We start from the raw sequence: 20115 nt of genomic DNA, 5'->3' as shown, positions 1-20115 counted from the left end.
GCCGCCCCCCCGTGTGTGGGGTGGGCGCCCCGGGTAATCCCCGGGGGGGGGGGGGGGGGGGGGGGGGGGGGGCGGGGGGGGGGGGGGGGGGGGGTGGGGGGGGGGGGCCGGCCGGGGGGGGCGGGGGGGCGGCCCCCCCGGCCGCGCAATCGAGGAGGTCGGCGCTACCGCACCGGGGCCGAGCGGAGCAGCTCCTCCAGCACCACCGCGATGCCGTCGTCCTCGTTGGACGCGGTGACCTCGTGGGCGACGGCCTTGAGGGAGTCATGGGCGTTGGCCATGGCGACTCCGTGGTGCGCCCAGCCGAACATCGGGATGTCGTTCGGCATGTCACCGAAGGCGATCGTGTCGGCCGCCTTCACGCCGAGCCGACGGGCGGCCAGCGAGAGACCGGTCGCCTTGGTCAGACCCAGCGGCAGGATCTCGACCACCCCGGCGCCGGCCATGACCACGTCGACCAGGCTGCCGACGGCCGTGCGGGCGGCGAGGGCGAGCGCGTCGTCGTCCAGCTCCGGATGCTGTATGTAGACCTTGTTCAGCGGGGCGGTCCACATCTTGGAGGCGTCGTCCACGAAGACGTACGGCAGCGGCCCCTCGTGCACCCGGTAGCCGGGGCCGACCAGCACCTCCCCGTCCAGCCCGTCGCGGCTGACCGACAGGTGCAGCGGGCCGACCTCCGCCTCGATCTTGGCCAGCGCCAGGCCCGCGAGCTGCCGGTCCAGTGTCAGCGAGGTGAGCAGGCGGTGCTCGCCCGCGTGGTAGACCTGCGCGCCCTGGCCGCAGACGGCGAGGCCCTGGTAACCGAGGTCGTCCAGGACGTGACGGGTCCAGGGGACCGCGCGTCCGGTGACGATGATGTGCGCGGCGCCCGCCGCGGTGACCGCGGCCAGGGCCGCGCGGGTGCGCTCGGAGACCGTGCCGTCGTCCCGCAGCAGCGTGCCGTCCAGGTCGGTCGCGACGAGCTTGTAGGGGAAGGTCACGTGGCGACCGGTTCCAGGATCTCGCGCCCGCCCAGGTAGGGGCGGAGCACTTCGGGGACCCGGACCGAACCGTCGGGGAGCTGGTGGTTCTCCAGGATCGCCACGATCGTGCGCGGTACGGCGCAGAGCGTGCCGTTCAGCGTGGCCAGCGGCTGCACCTTCTTGCCGTCGCGCATCCGGACGGACAGCCGGCGGGCCTGGAAGCCGTCGCAGTTCGACGCGGAGGTCAGCTCGCGGTACTTGCCCTGGGTGGGGATCCACGCCTCGCAGTCGAACTTCCGCGAGGCCGAGGAGCCGAGGTCGCCGGTGGCGACGTCGATCACCTGGAAGGGCAGCTCCAGGCCGGTGAGCCACTGCTTCTCCCACTCCAGGAGCCTGCGGTGCTCGGCCTCGGCGTCCGCCGGGTCGACGTAGGAGAACATCTCCACCTTGTCGAACTGGTGGACGCGGAAGATGCCGCGGGTGTCCTTGCCGTACGTACCGGCCTCGCGGCGGAAGCAGGGCGAGAACCCGGCGTACCGCAGGGGCAGCTTGTCGGCCTCGATGATCTCGTCCATGTGGTACGCGGCGAGGGGGACCTCGGAGGTGCCGACCAGGTAGTAGTCGTCCTTCTCCAGGTGGTAGACGTTCTCCGCGGCCTGGCCGAGGAAGCCGGTGCCCTCCATGGCGCGCGGGCGGACCAGCGCCGGGGTCAGCATCGGGACGAACCCGGCCTCGCCGGCCTGGGCGATCGCCGCGTTGACGAGGGCCAGCTCCAGGAGCGCGCCGACGCCCGTGAGGTAGTAGAACCGCGAGCCGGAGACCTTGGCCCCGCGCTCCATGTCGATCGCCCCGAGGGCCTCGCCCAGCTCCAGGTGGTCCTTGGGCTCGAAGCCCTCGGCACCGAAGTCCCGGATGGTGCCGTGCGTCTCCAGGACGACGAAGTCCTCCTCGCCGCCGACCGGCACGTCCTCGTGCACGAGGTTGCCGAGCTGGAGCAGCAGGCGCTTGGCGTCGGCGTCGGCCTCGTCCTGGGCGGCGTCGGCCGCCTTCACGTCGGCCTTGAGCTGCTCGGCCTTCTTCAGGAGTTCGGTGCGCTCCTCGGGGGTGGCCCTGGGGATCAGCTTGCCGAGCGCCTTCTGTTCGGCGCGGAGTTCGTCGAAGCGGGCGCCGGACGACCTGCGCAGCTCGTCGGCGGAGAGCAGGGCGTCGACGAGGCCGACGTCCTCTCCACGGGCGCGCTGGGAGGCGCGAACACGGTCGGGGTCCTCACGGAGCAGGCGAAGGTCAATCACCCCCCCAGGCTACCGGTGCGCGGTTCTGGCACTCGAACCGATATTGCCGTGCGTGTCACTATGACCGAATTGCCGCAATTGATATTTCTAGGGGGGAATCGGAAGTGATCGTCGCCGGGCTGCGCGTCAAGGTCGGCAGCCGACTCCCCTGAACAGGGCTGTGGCGCGCTCCTCCTTGACGCACCGGCCTTGGCTGGAGCGGTAGTTGAGGGGTGGGGCGGGGCTCGTTGTCCACAGGTGCGTGATCGTCGAATGGTTATCCACAGGCTGTGAAGAAGTTCTGTGGATGTCGGAAGTGATTGTTCCGGATGTCCGGTGACGTCCGTTCCATTGCTCGCTCAAACCCTCATCGGACGCTCTTTCGGGTGGGAATTCGGCACCCAAAGAGTTGATCAAGGGAATTCGGCTGACTCGGGGTGGCTCGTGGGGTCTGGCGCCGCTGTGGACGGTTGTGGGGTCACGGGGGTGATTTGTCGACGATATCGCCTTGCGGTGTCGACTTGTCCCCAGGTCGAGAAGCCGCCCTGTGGATAACTTCCCGGGATGCGTGACTATCCGTAGATCGCACCGCTGCGGAGCGCGCGGGAGCCGGTCTCCTGCGGTACGGGTGCCCCGAACGTTGCTTACGGATGCCGCGGCGAAGGTTCCCGGCGGATGCCTCGCGTCAGAGCCGGCCGTCCTGGCTGCGCGCCAGCCAGTCCGCCGCCTCCGTGAACGCCGTGTCCGAGGTGCCCGCCCGCAGCGGCCGGATCGCGTCCGCGGACACGTCGGCCCGCGGGTACGAGCCGAGGAACCGCACCTTCGGGCAGATCCGCTTCAGCCCCATCAGGGCCTCCCCGACCCGCCGGTCCGCGATGTGCCCCTCCGCGTCCACGGCGAAGCAGTAGTTGCCGATGCCCTGGCCGGTCGGGCGGGACTGGATCAGCATCAGGTTGACGCCGCGCACCGCGAACTCCTGGAGGAGTTCCAGCAGGGCGCCGGGGTGGTCGTCGCCCAGCCAGATCACCACCGAGGTCTTGTCCGCGCCCGTCGGCGCCGAGGGCCGCGCGGGGCGGCCCACCAGGACGAAGCGGGTCTGGGCGTTCTCCGCGTCGTGGATCTCCGTCACCAGCGGTTCGAGGCCGTAGGTGGCGGCGGCGAACTCCCCGGCGAACGCGGCGTCGTAGCGGCCCTCCTGCACCAGCCGGGCGCCGTCCGCGTTGGACGCCGCCGACTCCCACACGGCGCCCGGGAGATGGGCGGCCATCCAGTTGCGGACCTGCGGCTGGGCGGCCGGGTGCGCGGTCACCGTCTTGATGTCCGACAGCTCGGTCCCGGGGCGCACCAGCAGCGCGAAGGTGATGGAGAGCAGCACCTCGCGGTAGATCATCAGCGGTTCCCCGCTGGTCAGCTCGTCGAGCGTCGCGGTGATGCCGCCCTCGACGGAGTTCTCGATCGGCACGAGCGCTGCCGCGGCCTCCCCGTTACGTACGGCGTCCAGGGCGGCCGGTACGGAGACCATCGGGGCGAGTTCCCGGGTGGCGGCCTCCGGGAGCGTGCGGAGGGCGACCTCGGTGAAGGTGCCCTCGGGGCCGAGATAGGCGTAGCGCGTGGCTGACATACGGTCACCCTAATGCGCCCCGGGAGGGCCGCCGCGCTGTCTCAGGATGCGGGCGCGAGCCCGCGGCCCCCCTCGGTGAGGGCCGGGCGAACCCCACGGACCGTACGGGTGACTACGCCTCCAGCAGCCGCTGCCCCACGTACTCGCCCTCCGCCGCCCCGCCCGGCACCGCGAACACCCCGCTCGCCTCGTGCCGGATGAACGGCGACAGCGCGTCACCCCGGTCGAGCTTGCGCTGCACCGGCACGAAGCCCCGGAACGGGTCCGCCTGCCAGCAGACGAACAGCAGCCCGGCGTCCGGAGTGCCGTCCTCCGCGATGCCGTCGTGGTACGAGAACGGGCGGCGCAGCATCGCGGCCCCGCCGTTCTCCTCGGGGGAGGAGATCCGGGCGTGGGCGTTGTCGGGGATCACGAGCCGCCCGTCCGGGCCCGCCTTGCCGAGGTCCATCTCCGTGGTCTCGGTGCCTCCGCTGAGCGGCGCCCCGTCCGCCTTGCGCCGCCCGATGACCCGCTCCTGGCGGTCCACCGGAAGCTTCTCCCAGTCGTCCAGCAGCATCCTGATCCGGCGTACGACCGCGTACGAACCGCCCGCCATCCACTCCTGCGGCTTGCCGGGGGAGGCGGGCACGAAGACGCGCCGGTCGAAGTCCTCCTCCGACGGCTTCGGGTTGCCGGTCCCGTCGACCTGGCCCATCAGGTTGCGGGCGGTCATCGGCCGGGCGGTGCTGCCCGGGGTGCGGTTGAAGCCGTTCATCTGCCACCGCACCCGCGCCGTACTCGCGGCCTCCTTCTGGAGCGCGCGCAGCGCGTGGAAGGCGACCAGCGCGTCGTCCGCGCCGATCTGCACCCACAGGTCGCCCCCGGAGCGCCGGGCGTCCAGCTGGTCGGAGGAGAAGGCGGGCAGCGGGTCGAGCGCGGCGGGCAGCCGGGAGGCCAGTCCGGTGCGCCCGAAGAACGTACGGCCGAAACCGAAGGTGACGGTGAGGGAGGAGGGGCCCGCGTCCAGGGCGATCCCGGTGTCGTGCCCGGATCCCTCGGCCGCACCGCCCGCCGGGCGGCCCTCCATCAGCTCCCGCGCCACCGCCGACCAGCGCCGCAGGAGCGCGGCCGCCTCCTTGCGGCCCGCGCCCGCCGCCAGGTCGAAGGCGACGAGGTGGCCCCGGGCCTGAAGCGGAGTGGTGATCCCCGGTTGATGTTTCCCGTGAAACATCGCCTCGGTGGAGCCGATGGACGTCACCGCGGCCGGGGCGTCGGAGCGGGTCGCCGCGTACCCGGCCGCGCCGCCTCCGGCGCCCAGCACCAGCCCCGCCGCGCCCGCCGCCCCCGCGGTCCCCAGCAACCGCCGCCGCGAGACCCCGGACGCGGGTCCAGGATCGCGGTCGGGTCCGGACCCACGGCCGGCCCCGGGATGGGGTCCGCCCCCCGACCCGGGCTCGGGGTTGGTGCCGGGACCGGGCGTGACCCCGGACCCCAGGCCCGACGGTGCGCCCGCACCGCCGGCGCTGGACCCCGGGCCCCGCGTGCTCAGCTTCCTCTTGTCGTTGCTCACGTTCCTCTTGTTGTTGCTCACGTGCTCAGCTTCCTGGTGGTGCTCACGTGCTCAGCCGATCTTCGCGTTCTTGTCGATGGTCACCTGGTCGATGTCCGACGTCCGTACCGTCACGTCGATCTTCCAGTCCCCCGCCATGGGGATCTGGACGCCGCTCGCCGACCAGTGCCCCTCGGCCAGCCGGTCCGGCGCCACCGGCAGCGGGCCGATGTCCTGGGCCTCCAGGGTCAGGGCCACTTTCAGCTCGGGGACGTCCATCGGCTTGCCGTCGCTGCCGTCGACCCACACGTGCAGCTCGTTGGAGCCGGTGCGGCCGGGGTCGATGTCGATGCGGACGGTCCCCTTGCCGTTCTGGCCGCCCGTGTCGAACGGCATGCTCAGGTTGACGGGTCCCCCGGTGGCGGGAGCGGCCGCGGCGGCGGTCCCGCCCGCCGCCTCCTCCTCGGTGCGGCCCGGTTCCGTGGAGGTCAGCACGGTGGTGACGGCCAGCAGGACCACGGCGACGGCCGCCTCGGCGAGGACCGAGCGGCGCAGCCCGGAGCGCTCCGCGTCGGCGTCCCGTATCCGCTTCTTCCGGGTCGCGGTCAGGGCCGCCCGCTGCCGGGCCAGTTGGGCGGCGCGCTCGGGGCCGACGTCGTCCGGAGTGTCCTCGATGGCCGCTCCGGCACCTTCGGCCGCTCCGGCACCTTCGGCCGCCCCGGCCCCTTCGGCCGCTCCGGGCTTCCCGGCCGCTCTGGCCTTCTCGGCCGCCCCGGCACCCTCGGCCTCACCGGCCGCCCCGGCCGCCCCGACGGCTTCGGCCTCCGTATCACCGGCGAGCGCCGAGTCCTCGTCCTCGTCCTCCGCCTCATCGGAAGCGGCCGTGCGGTCGGTCAGCCGTCCCGTCCAGCGGCGGGAGAACCAGGCGACCGCGAGCAGAACGGCGATCAGCGCGATCTTGAGGATGAGCAGCTGTCCGTAGCGGGTGCCGGTCAGCGCCGACCAGGAGCCGACCTGCCGCCAGGACTGGTAGATCCCGGTGGCCGCCAGCACCACGACGCTGCCGAACGCGACCGCGGAGAACCGCCGTACCGCCGCGCTGTCGATGTCCGGCGTCCGGTACAGCGCCACCAGCAGCGCGGCGAGCCCGCCGAGCCAGGCGGCGACGGCGAGCAGGTGGAGGACGTCGACGGGCATGGCGATGCCCGCCTGGATACCGGTCGAGGCGTGCTCCGACATGGCCCAGGTGGCGGCGATGCCCGCCGCGACGACCCCGCCGCCGACCGCGAGGCCGAAGGTGAGGTCCTTCTTCTCGCGCTCGTCCTCGCGCCGGGCGTACGTGCCGAACAGCACGGCGATGAACAGGGCGGCGGCCCCCAGCAGGAGCAGCCGGGAGACCAGGGCGGCGCCGGGTTTGGTGTCCAGGACGGCCTGGAGCCCGCCGAGGTCGAAGGCGTCGCCGAACCGCCCGCTGCCGGTGTACGGGTGGCGGAGCAGCAGCATGACCAGGGTCGCCGCGGTCAGCGTGACCCAGCCGCGTACCACCAGCCGCTGCATCGGCAGGGCCCTCGCGCCGCGCTGCCAGCAGCCGAGGACGAAGGCGCTGCCGCCCGCCAGCAGGACGAACCCGGCGTACGCGGCGTAGCGCGCGATGCCGTAGACGACGCCGACCGGTCCGCCGCCCGCCTCCTGCGCGGGCAGGGCGACCGTCGTGTCGGACGGGGCGCCGATGGAGAAGGTGAACGCACCGGAGATCGGGTGGCTGTCGGCGGAGATCGCCTGCCAGGCCACCGTGTAGGTGCCCTGGGGCAGTCCGGAGTGCAGGGAGACGCCGTAGCGGACGACCGGACCCTCGGACAGGTCCTGGGGCTCGGCCCCGGTGTCGGCGCGCTTGCCGCTCGGGTCCAGGACCCGGATCGAGTCGTCGCCGAGGGCGATCGCCTCGGAGAAGCTGAGCGTGACCTCCTGGGGCGCGGTGTCCACCACCGCCCCGTCCTGCGGGTCGCTCCCGGTGAGGGCGGCGTGCGCGGACGCCGGGCCCGCGCCGGCCAGCAGCAGCCCGAACACCAGGCTGACCAGGGCGGCGAGGAGCGCGGCGGCGGCGAGCGGCCGTCGTATCGGGGACGGCCCGAGGGGCGGGGCGGTGGCAGACGTCACGGTCGGTCCCTCACTGCTTCTTCGGGTTGTGGGTGGTTTCCTTCACCGGCAGGTCGACCGTGATGGCGTCGGCCTTCTCGAAGTGCAGCTCGACGGAGACCTTCTCGCCCTGCTTGGGCTGCTTCTTGAGCTTCATGAACATGATGTGGTTGCCACCGCGTTCGAGGTCGAGCTCGCCGTTCGCGGGGACCTCGAAGGACGGGACCTCCCGCATCTTCTGGTCCTTCGTCTCGTGGATCGTGACGTCGTCGGAGAGCGGGCTGGTCACCGAGGTGAGCCGGTCACCGGCGTCCCCGCTGTTGCGAACGGTCAGGAATCCGGCGGCCATGTCGCTGACGGGCTGCGGCAGATACGCGCCGGTGACCTCCAGCTCGGGCCCGCTCCCGGAGGAGCACCCGGCCAGACCCAGCCCGGTGGTGAGGGCGAGGACGCCGACGAGGGCCGTGCGGCGGCGGTTCACGGGGTCTCCCCCTTGATCAGCTTCGGCAGATCCTTCGCGTACTCGTCGGCGGTGGTGTCCTCGCCGTAGATCACATAGCCCTCGTCCGTCTTCGGGGAGAAGGCGACGACCTGGGCGCCGTGCATCGAGACGACGGTGCCGTCCTTCTCCTTCTTCGGCGCGTCGATGCCGATGCCGATCTGCCGCGCCCCGGCCTGGATGGTCGGGAAGTCGCCGGTGAGACCGGTGAAGGTGGGGTCCTGGGCCTTGAGCCACGTGCCGAGCGAGGCGGAGGTGTCGCGCTCGGGGTCGGTGGTGACGAAGACGACCTGGAGCTTGTCCTGGTCGGCCTTGGGCAGCTCCCGCTTGGCGAGCGAGATGTTGCTCATGGTCAGCGGGCAGACGTCGGGGCAGTTGGTGTAGCCGAAGTAGATGAGCGTCGGCTTGCCCCGGGTCGTCTCGCGGAGGTCGTACTTCTCGCCCCGGGTGTCGGTGAGGACGAGGTCGGGCTTGGTGAAGGGCTGATCGAGGACGGTGGCGGCCTTGGTCTTCGGCGCGGCGCTGACGTCGGCGACGGACGCGGAGCCCGCCGTGTCGTCACCGGAACCGCAGGCGGAGAGGGCCAGCGCGGCCGCGGCGGCGAACGCCACGGCCGTCACTGCTTTTTTGCTGCTACGCATGAAAGGGGTGTCCTGAGTGTGGTGCGGGTGGTTGAACCGGCGGGTCAGGCGGTGCGGCGACGGCCGGCGAGCACGCCGAAGGCGACGCCCGCGATGCCGACGACGATGCCGATGATGCCCAGCGTGCGGGCGGTGGTGTCGCTGGAGGAGGACGCGGCGTGCTCCGTGTCGTCGCCCTTCGCCGAGGCGTTGGTGCCGGCGGCCTTGGCGTCGCCGTCCTTCGCGTCGTCGGCCGCGCCGCCGCCGTGGTGGTCGTCGCTCGCGGCGGAGAGCGCCAGGACGGGGGCGGGGCTGTCCGGCTCCTCGCCGCCCTCCTTGGGCTCCTCGATCCAGCGGACGACCTCCTTGTTGTCGTACGTCTGGATCGCCTTGAAGACGAGCTGGTCGGCGTCCTCGGGGAGCTGGCCGACGGAGACCGGGAACTGCTGGAAGTAGCCGGGCGCGATCTCGCTGCCGTCGGCGGTCCAGGTGACCTTGGAGACGGCCTCGGTGACCTTGTTGCCGTGGACCTCCAGCGGCTTGTCGAGCTTGCTCTTGTCGATCGCGATCTTCCAGCCGGGGACGGCCTCGGGGGTCACGGAGGACAGCGGGTGGTCGGCCGGGAAGTTGACCTCCACCTTCACGGTCGAGGCCTGGTCGCGCTCGTTGGGGACCTTGAAGTTGAGCGTCGCGTAACCGCCCTTGGCGGCCTCGCCCTGCGGCTGGACGCTGACGTGCGCCGCGGCCGGTCCGGCGATCAGCAGGACGGTGGACGCGGCGACACCCGCGGCGAGGGCGATACGGGAAGGCTTCATGGCAGGAATCACTCCACAGGGAGACGGAACTCGGTGAACGGAACGTGGTGCTCCGGCGCGCGGATGCACGACGGCGTCACGACACCTCGTCGTCCGGTTCCGTGGGAGCGCGCGGGCACGGATGGGTGCTCGGGCGGCCCTGCGGGGCGGCGGGGAGGTGTCGCGTCAGGCTGCGAGGGCGTACGGGGCCGGAGGCCCGCGCCTGATCACCAGGTGCTGGAGAGGATCCCCGGCCGCGGGCAGGGCGTCGTCGGCGGCCGTCCGCACCGCGCGCGGCCCGGCCGTCCGCTGCTCGCGCGGGGCGGCCCGCAGCGCGCGGACGAGGGCGAGCGCTCCCCGCAGGGAGCGCAGCCGCGCCCCGGCGGCCAGGGCCTGGGCGCTGTACGCGGAGAGCCGGGCCAGCCGGAAGAGGGCCGTCTCGCCGCGGCGCAGCAGCCAGCCGGTGGCCAGCGCGACGAGGAGGTGGGCCAGGAACATCGGCAGGCTCGGCAGCAGCGCGGTCACCGTGGCGCACACCGCCGCGATGCCGGACGCGCCGTCCCCGGCCGCCGCGCTCGCCGCCCCGGCCGCGTCGGCCGACGCGAGGTGGCCGTGGCCCCCGGTGAGCGTGGCGGGGTCGATGCCCGCCGTGGAGACGATGCGGTGTGCGTCGGCGGCGTCCAGCCGCTCGCCGCCGCCGCCCCCGCACACCAGGTCGGCGGCGAACCGGATGAGTGTGCTGTCGCCGCCCATGGCCCCCGCGGTGGGGGAGGCGCCGCCGTGTCCGCCGGACGCGAAGAGGGTGTGCAGGGCGAGCTGACCGCCCGCCAGCGCGCCCGCGATCGACGGAAGGGAACGCTCCCGTCCGGCGAGGACCGCGGCGACGGCGAAGACGCCGAGGAACGCGGCGAGCAGCGTCCACGCGGGGACGGCCGCTCCGGCGGCGAGGACATGTCCGCCCGCGGACAGCACGACGCAGACCGCGGTGAACACCGCGGCCCTCATGAGCCGCAGACCGGCTCCGGCGCGTGCGCGAGGCGTGGACATGGCCGGGACATCATCGCACTGAGCGCCCTCCTCCGGTACGGCAGGTCCGGAAGATCAGCCTCCGTCCGCAAGCGCGCTTGTTACGCCTGTTCGCGGGGGATGTACGCACCGGGGCACACACCGGACCCGGACGGGGGCGCACTCCGAGCTGTCCGCCGCGACGGCGGCCCCTTACACCGGCCGGTGGAATGTACACATCCGCCGATCGAGCGCTCTGCGGCCCGATCCGTGCTTACGAAGGGCCGAGGGCGGCAATACGTATCGATACGTCGAGCCGCAGCCAGGAGGCTGGAATGGGCATCTGGTGGTCTCTCCATTTGCGGCGCGAGGCTGCGAGCGTTCCGCTCGCCCGTCGTTTTCTGCTCGGCACCATGGAAACCGCGGGGGTCGATCCGGACATCTCCTTCGACCTGTCGCTCGCGCTCAGCGAGGCCTGTGCGAACGCCGTCGAGCACGGTGGTGACCGCACGGCCCCCGGTGAACACGGGCCCGGGAGCGGGGTCGAGGGATGCGGACACACCCCGCCGGACGCCGGGCAGTACCAGGTCACGGCCTATCTGGACGGTGCGGTCTGCCGTATCGAGGTCAGTGACTCGGGGCCGGGTTTTCCCGCCCGGCGCGCGCTTCGCCCGGCCGCACACCTCCCCTGCGTCGCCGAGAGCGGCCGGGGACTCGATCTGATCGAGCAGCTCTCCGACCACGTCCAGTTCGCCAACGGGCCGGGACGCGGCGCTGTGGTGAGCTTCGACAAGACCCTGAAATGGCGCGAGGGCGCGCTGCTCACGGTGTAGCGAGCGGCGCGCCCCGGCGCGTGTACGTCCCTCCTCCGGCGCGTGCGGAACGCCCCGGCGCGCGTACGAACGCCTCCGGCGCGCGTACGTACGGGAAGGAGAGGACGAAGGGTCAGCCCTTCAGCCGGGCCATCCAGGCCTCGACCTCGTCGGCCTGGCGGGGCAGCGCGGCGGAGAGGTTCCGGTTGCCGTCCTCGGTGACGAGGATGTCGTCCTCGATCCGGACGCCGATGCCCCGGTACTCCTCCGGCACCGTCAGGTCGTCGGCCTGGAAGTACAGCCCCGGCTCCACCGTCAGGCAGACGCCCGGCTCCAGGGTGCCGTCGACGTACGCCTCCCTCCGCGCGGCGGCGCAGTCGTGGACGTCCATGCCGAGCATGTGGCCGGTGCCGTGCAGGGTCCAGCGGCGCTGAAGGCCCAGCTCCAGGACCTTTTCCACGGTCAGGTCGCCGAGCAGGCCCCACTCGACGAGCTTCTCGGCGAGCACGCGCTGCGAGGCGTCGTGGAAGTCGCGGAAGGAGCCGCCGGGCTTCACCGCGGCGATGCCCGCCTCCTGGGCCTCGTACACCGCGTCGTAGATCTTGCGCTGGAGCGGCGAGAACGTGCCGTTGATCGGCAGGGTGCGCGTCACGTCGGCGGTGTAGAGGTCGTTGGTCTCCACCCCGGCGTCCAGGAGCAGCAGCTCGCCCGCGCGGACGGCGCCGTCGTTGCGGACCCAGTGCAGGGTGGTGGCGTGCGGTCCGGCGGCGCAGATCGAGCCGTAGCCGATGTCGTTGCCCTCGATGCGGGCGCGCAGGAAGAACGTGCCCTCGATGAAGCGCTCGCTGGTCGCCTCGGCCTTGTCCAGGCTCCTGACCACGTCCTCGAAGCCGCGCGCGGTGGCGTCGCAGGCCTTCTGGAGCTCGGCGATCTCGAAGGCGTCCTTCACCAGGCGGGCCTCGGAGAGGTGGACGCGCAGCTCCTCGTCGCGCTCGGCGGTCACCTTGTCGGTGAGGGCGGCCTCGACGACGGCGTCGTGGCCGCGCACGTTACGGACCGGACCGGTGGCCTCGGCGAGCGCGGCGGCCACTTCCCGGACGTCCTTCGCGGGGATGCCCAGCCGCTGCTCGGCCTCGGCGAGGGAGTGGCGGCGGCCGACCCACAGCTCGCCCTGGCCGTCGAGCCAGAACTCGCCGTTCTCCCGGTCGGAGCGGGGCAGCAGGTAGATGGTCGCCCGGTGGCCGCTGTCACCGGTGGGCTCCAGGACGAGGACGCCGTCCTGGGTCTGGTCGCCGGTGAGGTACGCGTACTCGGTGGAGGCCCGGAAGGCGTACTCGGTGTCGTTGGAGCGGGTCTTCAGGTTGCCCGCGGGGACGACCAGGCGCTCGCCGGGGAAGCGGGCGGAGAGCGCGGCGCGCCGGGCGGCGGTGTGCTCGGCCTGGGCGATCGGCCGGAGGTCGCGCAGCTCGGTGTCGGCCCAGCCGGACTTCATGTTCTCGGCGAGCTCGTCGGAGACGCCCGGGTACAGGCCGTTCTTCCGCTGCTTGATCGGCTCCGCTGCCTCGTTCTCTTCGGTCTCCTGCTCCGGGGTCTCCGGAATGAGCTCCTCAGACACGATGTGACTCTCCTTGATACGACACTGGACCACCCCCCATCGTACGGGCGTACGGAAGGGGGCCCAGGGCCGAAGGACCTCTTACCGCGGCGGGCGGGAACGGCTCACCGGGCCGGGCGCGGGACAGCGCGAGTCGACGTGCGCGGCTCGGCCGACGTGCGCAGCTCAGTCGAGTCGACGCACGCGGCTCAGCCGAAGAGGACAGCTCAGCTGAGTCGAAGTGGACAGCTCGGCCGAAGTGGGCGGCTCAGTCGAAGTGCGCGGCGAGGATCACGACGTCCTCGGCACCGTCGCCGCGGTCCAGGCCGTCGGGGAGCACCGTGCGCAGGACGTGGTCGGCGACGGCCCCCGGATCGTGCCGCTGGGCCTTCGGTACGCAGGAGGCGGCGGCGTGCAGCCGCGCGAAGGCACGGTCCATCGGGTCGCCGGTGCGGCGCAGCAGCCCGTCGGTGCACAGGAGCAGCGTTTCGCCGGGCGCGGGGCTGAACTCCACGCTCGGCGCCTCCCAGCAGGCCAGCATCCCGAGCGGGGCGGAGAGGGTGGTCTCGACGAACTCGCACCGCCGGTCGCCGAGGATCAGCGGCGGGGTGTGCCCGGCTCCGGCCAGCACCACCTTGCGCGCGGCGGGCTCGCAGTAGGCGAACAGGGCGGTCGCGGTCCGGGCGGGCTCGGTGAGCCGCAGCAGCAGTTCCAGATCGGAGAGTACGGCGACGGGGTCCTCGCCCTCCATCACGGCGTACGCCCGCAGACTGGCGCGGAGCCGCCCCATCGCGGCCATGGCGCTCGGCCCGGACCCGCCCACGGAGCCGACGGCGAGCCCGAGGGCGTGGTCCGGCAGCGGCAGCGCGTCGTACCAGTCGCCGCCGCCCCGGGGGCCCGTCCGGTGCCGGGCGGCCAGCTGGACGCCGGGGATCCGGGGCAGCCGGCTGGGAAGCAGTTCCTCGGCGACGGTGGCCACGTCGGCGCGGGCGCGCTCCAGTTCGGCCAGGCGGGCCAGGTGCTCGGTGGCGTAGCGGACGTAGAGCCCGACGAGGTGGCGCTGCTTCCCCGTGGGCTCGGCGGGCTCGTCGTAGAGCCAGACGACCGCGCCGAGGCGTCCGGCCGCCTCGGAGGAGAGGGGGAGGGCGTAGCTCGCGGCGTAGCCGAGCCGGGCGGCCACCTCGCGGTGGCGGGGGTCCAGGCCCGGGTCGCCGGGGAGGTCGGGGCTGGCGACCCCGTCCGCCGTGCCGGGGGCGCCGTCGAGGGCGCGGCCCAGCGCGGTGGCGGCGCGCTCCACGGTCTCCAGCAGTCCGAGGTCCGCGTGGGCGAGCCCGAGGCCGAGGGTGGTGGAGGGGCCGCGGCCGTCGTCCGGTTCCAGGACGAGCAGGCCGCGGCGGGCGCCGACGAGGGCGGCTCCGGCGCGCAGCAGTTCGTTCAGCGCGCCGTCGAGGGTGTTCGTCCCCGCCAGCCGCTCGGTGAGTTCGTGCAGAGTGGTGAGGTCGGAGACCCAGCTCGCCAGCCGGTCCTGGAGGAAGGCCCCGGGCGCTGCCGGAACCTCCGGAAGGGGAGCAGGAGTCCGGCTTGAAACCGGAACCCCGGAATCGATTCCAGCCACTTTCGGCAGGTGTGGGGCGCTCATGGCAGCCAGCTTTCCGACCGGTGTGTTACGTCGAATAGCATCGCAAACCCCCATGTGATTCTGCGCCACTATCAATGCATCCACATGTACACGCACAAGTAAGCAGATGTCCAGCATTGTCCCTGCGGGGTTCGAGGGATTCACGCTCTCCCAGTGTCGGGTAACTTGGCCGAAAAATGCACCCCGTGGACGTTATTTACGATCGACTGTGGCAGCTCGACAGGGGCATCTCCGGGGTACGGCTCCCCGGGGAAGCGTCATGACGGGCATGCTGGGTACGTAATCGTTGCCGCACGGGGGCAGTTGTGATCGCCCGGAGGCATCGCCCAGGAACCCGGCAGCGGGTTCGGGCGTCCTAACCCGTGACGATGACGCCTCCGCCGGAGCGGCGGGGTGCGCACCGGAGCGGCGGGCGAGGCACGTGCCCCCTCGCCCTCGGGTGGCAGGCCCGGCCCGCCCGGTTCGACACAGCTCGACTCTGCTCGGTTCGGCCCTGTTCCACCCCGGATCGGTTCTCCTCGGATCGGTTCCGTCCGGCTCGACTCGACTCACGCTCGGTACCGACGGCACACCCTCGCACCGCCCCGTACCGCAGAACTGATGAGTACGTACGCACAGCGAAGAGATACACGCGTGGTGCGACACACGCGTGGTGTCATGTGGACTCGGCGTTCAACGGAAAGGAACGAGCGCTCATGCGCGAGATCCTCGGAAGGCGACGCAGGCTCCGGCTCCGGCGCAAGGAGGGGGCCGCCCGGCTCGACGCGGCCCTGACCTGCGCCACCGTCTGGCAGTGGCCCGTGCTCCCGGGAGCCGGGACGGCACCCGCCGCCCCGCACGGCGAGCGCGGCCAGGGCTGCGCCTGCCCCGAACCGGACTGCGTCGTACCGGGCGCACACCCCTTCGAACCCGGCCTGCTGGCGGCCACCACCGACGAGCGCATGGTGCGCTGGTGGTGGACCGGCCGTCCTGCCGCCCCGGTGATCCTCGCGACCGGGGGCCGCGCGCCCTGCGCGGTGAGCCTGCCCGCCGTGGCCGGCGCGCGGGCGCTGGGTGCGCTGGACGCCCTCGGCATGCGGCTCGGCCCTGTCGTGGCGACGCCCACCCGGTGGTCGCTGCTGGTGGCCCCGTACACCCTGGAGCGGCTCGGCGAACTGCTGTACGCGAAGGACTGGGTGCCCAGTTCGCTCCGGTTCCACGGCGAGGGCGGCTACATCGTGCTGCCGCCTTCAGCGATCGGCACGGGCCAGGTCCGCTGGGAGCGCCCGCCCGCGCCGGGACCCTCCCCCGCCGCTCCGGTGGGCCCGGTGTCGTCCCGGAGGCGGTCCTGGGGCAGGGCCCCCGTCGTGCCCCAGGCCCCCTGGCTCCCGGATGTCGAGGCGGTCCTGGACGCGCTGGTGGAGGCCAGCACCGGCGCCCCGGGCGGCGGCAGCCGACTGGCGTACTGACGGCGTACGACGGCCGACGCGCATCGCACGACGTGCGACGGACGTATGACGCGCATCGCAGGACGTGCGACGCACATCGCAGGACGGCCGTCGGACCTGGCAGGACGCGCGACGGGCTTCGGGCGCCGGGGAGTTGCTGACGGCGCCCGGCTCACTCGTACGGGTGCGAGCCGGGCCGGATCCGCGGTGAACGGGTGCGGAGGGGCCCGGTGGTGCGTATTCCGCCGATATCGTCGCCCCGTCGTCAGGAATTCCGCGCAGTCGCCGGGTGGGCCACCATGAACCTCCGCATGATCGGCTTCGCGGCCGTCACCGTGTCCGCGTGTCTGGTTCCCCTGATGGCGGCCGCGGACCCGGTGGCCACGCCCGTGGCGGCCGAGGGCGGCGCGGGAGCGGGAGAATCTTCTGGCACATCACCAGAAAGCCACCGGAGAAGCATTTCTGACGACCTGTCCGGAAACGGGGGTGCGCGTTCTTCTCCGGTGCCGCGGAAATCGCCGTCGAAAAGGGAAGCAGAAGGCGGATTTCTGTCTGAATTCGACCGCGCGGCCGTTCCCGGTGGCGCGGCCGCCCGGTGCGGTCCCGAGCTGGTCGCGCCGGAGGGCGTCGAGGCGCAGACCTGCGTCCTGAGCCGGGGCGGCGAGACCTGGGCGCGTACGTACCACCGCAACACGACCGGTGAGGAACTCCGTTCCGTGCTCACGCTGATGGCCCCGGGAGGCCGGACCGTGGAGCTGCACTGCGCACTCGCCGCGGACGACGAACCGGGCAGTTGCGAGACGCCGCGCGAGCCGTCGGCGGGGAAGCTCTCGGCGTACCGCGCGGTCGCGGAGTTCGCGGGCGCGGGCCCGGTGGAGGAGGCTCCGCTGCTGCTGCGCGCCGGATCGGACCGGGCGCCCGGCGACGCGGACACCGCCGCGGACTGAGCACGCGGCGGGCGGGTGGGCCGGACGGGCCTGCCTGGCCGGGGAGCGGGCCGGGGACGGGCGGCGGCGGAAAACGAAGACGCCCGGTCGCTGGCGACGGGGGATGCACCAGCGACCGGGCTTTTAGAACCGTAACAAGAGATCTGCCGTTCGCAAATTCGATCTCGGCTCTGGAGACAGGGATTTACTTACGGGTACGGCGAGTTGTGACGCGGGTCACCGCCTGCGGCCCGTTCCGGTCACGGTCAGCTGAGCGTCACCTGACGGTTGGTGAGCCCGCTGCGGGCGCGGCGCTCCTCGGCGGTGAGCGGCGCGTCGGACGCGAGCGCGGTGGCCAGCCGCTCGGCGAACGCGACGGCGGGCTTCTCACAGGCTTCGGCGCCCATCGAACTCGGCAGGTCCCAGACCGGGACGACCAGTCCGTGCGCCCGGAACGAGCCGACGAGCCGGGTGTCCTCGCCGAGCGAGGACGTGCCGGCGGCGTGCAGCCGGGCGAGGGCGTCGAGGAGCCGCTCCTCGGGGTGCGGCATGACCCACCGCAGGTGGTTCTTCTCCGGGGTCTCGCACCAGTACGCGGCGTCGACGCCGGACAGCAGCGTCGTCGGGATCGCGGCCGCGTTGGCGCGCTCCAGGGAGGCGGACACCTCGGGCGTGGCGTTCTCCGCGTCCGGCACCCAGAACTCGAACCCGCTGTGCACGTCCGGCTCGAACGCGGCGTCGGGGGCGAGGAGGTCCTGCAGCCGGGGGCCCTCGGCGGGGACCCGGCGGGCGGCCACGGGCGAGCCGGGCTCGGTCTCCAGCGCCCGCTGGAGGGTGTCCGCGAGGTCGCGGCTGAGGTCGCCGGAGGAGGTGTCGTTCTGGAGGGCGAGCAGGACGGAACCGTCGTCGCGGCGCAGCGCGGGCCAGGCCATCGGCAGGACCGTGGCGAGCGTCACCGACGGAACCCCGTCGGGCAGCCCGTCCTTGAGGGTCAGTTCGACCGTGGCGGCGGGCACCAGCTCGCGCAGCGCGACCCAGTCGCACTCGCCCGCCAGTCCCTCGAAGGGCCGGGGCACGAGCTGGGTCACGGCCTGCGCGGCGGCACGGCCGTGACACGCCTTGTACCGGCGGCCCGAACCGCACGGGCAGGGCTCACGGGCCCCGACGACCGGAATCTCACCGCCCTGGAGCTGCTGCTTCCCGGCCTTGGTCTGAGGGCGCTTCTTCGCCATGGTGGGCGTTCTCCCGAGTGCGACGGTGCGGTGACGCGACGGTGCGCGTTGCGGTGGTGCGGCGACGCGGTGCGGCGTCGCGGTACCGGCGCGAGCCTAGCCGTACGGGAGGACACGGCGGGACCGTGCCGTGCCGTCGGCCGGGGCACGCCGCCCGTCGAGCGCGCACAGGAAGGCCGTGCGTGTACGGGAGTCGGGGCGCACCGGGCCGCTGCCGTACGGGAGTCGGGGCACACCGGGCCGGACGGGAGTCGGGTGGGTCCGGGGGCCCTGTGTACACGGCAGTCCGTGCACGGCGTAACGGGAGAAGAGAAAAAGGGGGGTCAGCTCACGTCGTCGAAGGCTTCGGAGAGATCAAGCCCGGGGAACGGGGCGGGCCCGCCGACACCGGGCGGCCCGCCTACGCCCGGCGGCTTCTGGCAGGAGACCAGGGCCCAGACGGTGACCTCGCCGGAGGCGCCGTCCCGTACGCCCCACTCCTGGGCGAGAGCGCTGATGATGTTGAGCCCGCGGCCCCCGCGCGCCGTCACCGAAGGGGTGGCCGGGACGGGACGGGTGGGACCGCCGCCGTCCGTGACCTCCACCGTCAGGACGCCGCCCGTCTCCACCCGCCAGGCGGCGCGGATGTCGCCGTCACCGACGTCGGTGTGCCGCCCCAGGGGCCTGCCGTGCCGGCAGGCATTGCTCAGAAGCTCCGAAAGGATCAGAACGGCGTCGTCGACGACCGCGTCCGACACGCCGTTGCCGCGCAACTGCTCACGCATCCGGTGTCGTGCCTGTCCCACGCCGACAGGGCCGTGCGGTACGGCCATGCTCGACGACGCGGGCACCTCTTGTGCCACCACCAACGCCACCCCCGAGACCTCCTTCGTCCCACGCCAGGGGTTGGATGCCCCACCGAGCCGTACCGGAAACCGGCCGATGCGCCGCCGGTGACGCACTCGTCACGCTCGACCGCGCACCGAATGCGCCGGTGTACTCCCCGTCACGACGGCTGCGGGGCGAGGGGCTTCCGTACTAAATGCGGCCCAGTTGGGACAGAACCTGCTTCGGGCGGTTGGTGATGATCGCCTCGACGCCGAGTTCGGCGCAGAGTTCGACGTCGGCGGGCTCGTTCACGGTCCACACGTGCACACGCTGGCCCGCCCGGTGCAGCCGTTCGATGTAGCCGGGGTGGCTGCGCACGATCCGCATCCCGGGCCCCGCGATCCGGGCGCCCGCGGGCAGCCGCCCGTCCCGCAGCCGGGGCGAGACGAACTGCATCAGATAGACCGTGGGCAGCGTGGGCGCGGCCGCCTGGACGCGGTACAGGGAGCGCGCGGAGAAGCTCATGACGCGGATGGGCGGGGGCTCGTCGGGGGCGGGGACGGCGGGCGGGTCGGCCAGCCCGAAGCGCCGCAGCAGCTCCAGGAGGCGCTCCTCGACCTGCCCCGCCCACCGGGTGGGGTGCTTGGTCTCGATGGCCAGTTGCAGCGCGCGCCCGGTGGCCCGTACCTCGGTGAACAGCTCCAAGAGCCGTTCCAGGGTGAGTACGGAGGTGAGCTCGCCCGGTACCGGATCCCAGTCGGGGGACTCCTCGCGGTCCTTCCAGGAGCCGAAGTCGAGGGCGGCGAGGTCGGCCAGTTCCAGGGCCGAGACGGCGCCGCGCCCGTTCGACGTACGGTTCACCCGGCGGTCGTGGACGCATACGAGATGCCCGTCGGCGGTCAGCCGGACGTCGCACTCCAGGGCGTCGGCCCCGTCCTCGATCGCCTTGCGGTAGGCGGCCAGAGTGTGTTCGGGGGCGTCGTCGGACGCCCCGCGGTGGGCGACGACCTGGATCGAGCTGTGCGGGCTGCGCCGCCGTGCGTGGGTCACCCGGGCCATGGTGTCACCGCCACGGGGTGGGTGAGCCCATGTCACCCTGGAGGTCTGTTTTGTCTGATGTAAAGATTGGTGTGCGGATGCACAGGTCCTGCTTACAGTGACCCGACGTGCTGTGGGAAAAGCTGACCGCAGACACCTGCACAGCGGATTTCTTGCCGAAGACCGACTGGATGCCGAGTGGAA

General features: G+C 72.7%; 17 protein-coding genes. 3 read left to right on the top strand and 14 right to left on the bottom strand.

Annotated elements, in window-relative coordinates; all coding sequences use genetic code 11:
- Positions 1-164 precede the first annotated feature (164 nt).
- The 9 genes from ACIRRU_RS26785 to ACIRRU_RS26745 all read right to left on the bottom strand — a co-directional run bounded on the left by ACIRRU_RS26785 (position 165) and on the right by ACIRRU_RS26745 (position 10478).
- Positions 165-980, bottom strand: a complete 816-nt coding sequence (locus ACIRRU_RS26785; RefSeq protein WP_403684588.1) for an HAD family hydrolase — start codon at positions 978-980, stop codon at positions 165-167.
- The gene (gene serS / locus ACIRRU_RS26780) at positions 977-2254 is read right to left on the bottom strand and encodes a serine--tRNA ligase (protein ID WP_363203535.1); all 1278 of its coding nucleotides are present in this window, start codon (positions 2252-2254) and stop codon (positions 977-979) included. Before serS ends, ACIRRU_RS26785 begins: the two co-directional genes overlap by 4 nt.
- Before the next feature lie 664 nt (positions 2255-2918).
- The gene (gene pheA / locus ACIRRU_RS26775; RefSeq protein WP_363203536.1) at positions 2919-3854 is read right to left on the bottom strand and encodes a prephenate dehydratase; all 936 of its coding nucleotides are present in this window, start codon (positions 3852-3854) and stop codon (positions 2919-2921) included.
- A gap of 112 nt (positions 3855-3966) precedes the next feature.
- Entirely contained in the window at positions 3967-5328 is a 1362-nt protein-coding gene (efeB, locus tag ACIRRU_RS26770) for an iron uptake transporter deferrochelatase/peroxidase subunit (protein WP_403684603.1), read from the bottom strand.
- Between the two features lie 126 nt (positions 5329-5454).
- Positions 5455-7539 (bottom strand): copper resistance CopC/CopD family protein, encoded by a 2085-nt coding sequence (locus ACIRRU_RS26765; protein ID WP_403684585.1) that lies wholly within the window; start codon positions 7537-7539, stop codon positions 5455-5457.
- 10 nt (positions 7540-7549) lie between these two features.
- Complete coding sequence (locus ACIRRU_RS26760; RefSeq protein WP_403684583.1) at positions 7550-7999, bottom strand: copper chaperone PCu(A)C; 450 nt, start codon at positions 7997-7999, stop codon at positions 7550-7552.
- Positions 7996-8658, bottom strand: coding sequence for an SCO family protein (locus tag ACIRRU_RS26755; RefSeq protein WP_403684581.1), 663 nt, complete (start codon positions 8656-8658; stop codon positions 7996-7998). The genes ACIRRU_RS26760 and ACIRRU_RS26755 overlap by 4 nt, the downstream gene beginning before the upstream one ends.
- 44 nt (positions 8659-8702) lie before the next feature.
- A complete protein-coding gene (locus tag ACIRRU_RS26750; RefSeq protein ID WP_403684579.1) occupies positions 8703-9452 on the bottom strand; it encodes a YcnI family protein in 750 nt (249 codons plus the stop codon).
- 165 nt (positions 9453-9617) lie between these two features.
- Complete coding sequence (locus tag ACIRRU_RS26745) at positions 9618-10478, bottom strand: hypothetical protein (RefSeq protein ID WP_403684578.1); 861 nt, start codon at positions 10476-10478, stop codon at positions 9618-9620.
- A 293-nt stretch (positions 10479-10771) separates the two neighbouring features.
- On the opposite strand from ACIRRU_RS26745, the gene ACIRRU_RS26740 reads away from it, so the two are divergent.
- On the top strand, positions 10772-11269 hold the full coding sequence (locus ACIRRU_RS26740; protein WP_403684576.1) for an ATP-binding protein: 498 nt from the start codon (positions 10772-10774) through the stop codon (positions 11267-11269).
- A gap of 112 nt (positions 11270-11381) precedes the next feature.
- Here ACIRRU_RS26740 and ACIRRU_RS26735 read toward each other — a convergent pair whose 3' ends face one another.
- Together ACIRRU_RS26735 and ACIRRU_RS26730 are read right to left on the bottom strand one after the other, a co-directional pair.
- On the bottom strand, positions 11382-12863 hold the full coding sequence (locus ACIRRU_RS26735) for an aminopeptidase P family protein (RefSeq protein WP_403684574.1): 1482 nt from the start codon (positions 12861-12863) through the stop codon (positions 11382-11384).
- A gap of 247 nt (positions 12864-13110) precedes the next feature.
- Positions 13111-14598 carry a PP2C family protein-serine/threonine phosphatase gene (locus tag ACIRRU_RS26730; protein ID WP_403684600.1) on the bottom strand — a complete coding sequence of 496 codons (1488 nt, stop codon included), beginning with the start codon at positions 14596-14598 and terminating at the stop codon, positions 13111-13113.
- Positions 14599-15176: 578 nt separating this feature from the next.
- Here ACIRRU_RS26730 and ACIRRU_RS26725 point away from each other — a divergent pair.
- Together ACIRRU_RS26725 and ACIRRU_RS26720 are read left to right on the top strand one after the other, a co-directional pair.
- Positions 15177-15929 (top strand): bifunctional DNA primase/polymerase, encoded by a 753-nt coding sequence (locus tag ACIRRU_RS26725; protein WP_403684573.1) that lies wholly within the window; start codon positions 15177-15179, stop codon positions 15927-15929.
- A gap of 482 nt (positions 15930-16411) precedes the next feature.
- Positions 16412-16855 (top strand): hypothetical protein, encoded by a 444-nt coding sequence (locus ACIRRU_RS26720; RefSeq protein ID WP_403684571.1) that lies wholly within the window; start codon positions 16412-16414, stop codon positions 16853-16855.
- Between the two features lie 245 nt (positions 16856-17100).
- Here ACIRRU_RS26720 and ACIRRU_RS26715 read toward each other — a convergent pair whose 3' ends face one another.
- The 3 genes from ACIRRU_RS26715 to ACIRRU_RS26705 form a co-directional block, all read right to left on the bottom strand.
- On the bottom strand, positions 17101-18066 hold the full coding sequence (locus tag ACIRRU_RS26715) for a DUF5926 family protein (protein ID WP_403684569.1): 966 nt from the start codon (positions 18064-18066) through the stop codon (positions 17101-17103).
- Positions 18067-18389: 323 nt separating this feature from the next.
- Entirely contained in the window at positions 18390-19007 is a 618-nt protein-coding gene (locus ACIRRU_RS26710) for an ATP-binding protein (RefSeq protein ID WP_403684567.1), read from the bottom strand.
- A gap of 76 nt (positions 19008-19083) precedes the next feature.
- On the bottom strand, positions 19084-19932 hold the full coding sequence (locus ACIRRU_RS26705) for a glycerophosphodiester phosphodiesterase family protein (protein ID WP_403684565.1): 849 nt from the start codon (positions 19930-19932) through the stop codon (positions 19084-19086).
- Positions 19933-20115 lie beyond the last annotated feature (183 nt).

The sequence above is a fragment of the Streptomyces sp. NPDC101181 genome (genome assembly GCF_044767975.1).
GTDB lineage: Bacteria > Actinomycetota > Actinomycetes > Streptomycetales > Streptomycetaceae > Streptomyces.
This window is presented reverse-complemented; position numbering and strand designations above follow the sequence as displayed.